The 1,904-nt window shown below is 69.0% G+C and carries 2 protein-coding genes; one reads left to right on the top strand and one right to left on the bottom strand.

Annotated features, from left to right (window positions below):
- Positions 1-138: 138 nt before the first annotated feature.
- Complete coding sequence (gene greB, locus L995_RS25025; RefSeq protein WP_046242094.1) at positions 139-705, top strand: transcription elongation factor GreB; 567 nt, start codon at positions 139-141, stop codon at positions 703-705.
- Between the two features lie 4 nt (positions 706-709).
- On the opposite strand, the gene L995_RS25020 is transcribed toward greB, so the two are convergent.
- The coding region (locus tag L995_RS25020; protein WP_052195866.1) for a lytic murein transglycosylase at positions 710-1,904 on the bottom strand (1,195 nt) is incomplete at its 5' end.

The raw sequence follows: 1,904 nt of genomic DNA, 5'->3' as shown, positions 1-1,904 counted from the left end.
CGATTCCTGCCAGCCGCACCAAAACGACAAGCCTCAGAACTGCAAAGTTCTGAGGCTTTTTCGTTTGTGCTCAGTTGGTGTCGAGGTTTGTGCGGCGTCTTCGCCTGCTGCGGTGATCTGTGTGAAGATCGGCTCCCTATGAGCAAGGCTTTCACCAAGGAATCCGACGGCGACGACGATGATGAAGTCGGCCTGCCGCCCTTGCCGCCGGGCGGCAAGAACTACATCACGCCCCAGGGCTTCGAGCGGCTGAAGACGGAGCTGCTGGACCTGATCGACAACGAGCGCCCGCGCATCGTGGAGATCGTGCACTGGGCGGCCAGCAATGGCGACCGCTCCGAGAACGGCGACTATCTCTACGGCAAGAAGCGCCTGCGCGAGATCGACCGGCGCATCCGCTTTCTGACCAAGCGGCTGGAGATCGCCGAGGTGGTCGATCCCTCCGTGCATGCCGGCAGCGAGCAGATCTACTTCGGCGCCACCGTCACCTATGTCGATGACGAGGGCGAGGAGCGCACCATCACCATCATGGGCATCGACGAGGCCGACAGCGCACGCCAGCAGGTCAGCTGGATCGCACCCGTCTCGCGCGCCCTGCTCAAGGCCCGTGTGGGCGACGAGGTGGCCCTGCCCACCCCCGCAGGTGTGCGCACGCTGGAAGTGCTGGACGTCACCTACCCGGAGCCGGGCAGCGCCGCCGGGTGAGCGTTCAGGGCTGCAGTTTCTGCAGCAGCTCCAGCGTGGGATAGCCGTCGGCCACCAGGCCCTGGCTTTGCTGGAACTGGCGCAGGCCCGCGCGCGTGGCCGGGCCCATCACGCCATCGGCCGTGCCGGCCGAAAATCCCCGTTCGTTGAGCGCGGCCTGCAAGGCGCGCAACTGCTCGCGCGACAGCGGTGCCAGATCGCGCGGCCAGGCCGCCTGCACGTCCGGGCCACCGGCCAGCTGCTGCGACAGCAGGCCCACGCCCAGCGCGTAATTCACGGAGTTGTTGTAGCGCAGGATGGTGCGGAAGTTGGCGCCCACCATGAAGGCCGGGCCGCGCGCGCCGGCCGGTGCGATCACGCTGGCATCGGCCATGGCGGGCAGGGCGGAGCCGTCCACGGCCTGCACGCCCTCGGCCGCCCATTGCGCGCTGTCCTGGCGCACGCTGGTCTCGGCGCGTGCATGGTCAAAGCCTGCCGGCAGGCGCACTTCGACGGCCCAGGGCTCGCCCGTCTTCCAGCCCGAATGGGCCAGGTAGTTCGCCGTGGAGGCCGTCACATCGGGCAGGCTGCCCCAGATGTCGCGGCGGCCATCGCCATCGGCATCCACCGCATAGGCCAGGAAGACCGAGGGCAGGAACTGCGTATGGCCCATGGCGCCGGCCCAGGAGCCGATCATGTGGGCCGCATCGATGTCGCCGTTGTCGATGATGCGCAGGGCGGCCAGCAACTCCTTCTGAGCCCAGGCCGCGCGCCGGCCGTCGAAGGCCAGGGTGGCCAGCGCATCGACGGTGGGGAAGTTGCCGAAGTTGCTGCCGTAATTGCTTTCCATGCCCCAGATGGCGGCGATCACCTCGGCCGGCACGCCATGGCGCTGGCTGGCCGCCTGCAGCGGTGCAGCCGCTTCGCGCAGCTTGGCACGGCCCTGGGCAATGCGCTGGGCCGAGACGGCGCTGTCCAGGTACTGCCAGGGCGTGCGTGTGAACTCTGGCTGCGAGCGGTCCAGCTGCACCGCGCGCCGCTGCAGCCGGGCAGGCTCCAGTGCGCTGCGCACGGTTTTCTCCGAGATGCCGGCGTCCAGCGCCTTGCGCGCGAAATCCCGCTTCCACGCTTCGAAGCTGGTGGCCTCGGCCTGCTGGGCGGCATCCGGCGCGGTGGCCGGTTCGGGCTGCACGGGCGCGACAGGCGCCGTGGGGACGCGG

The organism is Delftia sp. ZNC0008 (assembly GCF_000799035.1).
GTDB classification, from domain to species: domain Bacteria; phylum Pseudomonadota; class Gammaproteobacteria; order Burkholderiales; family Burkholderiaceae_C; genus Comamonas; species Comamonas tsuruhatensis.
The sequence above is the reverse complement of the archived record's forward strand: the minus strand, read 5'-3'. Positions and strand labels throughout refer to the sequence as shown.

Bases quoted from the DNA above. Each gene is read 5' to 3' on its own strand.
- greB (WP_046242094.1), top strand. From the start codon at position 139: ATGAGCAAGGCTTTCACCAAGGAATCCGACGGCGACGACGATGATGAA.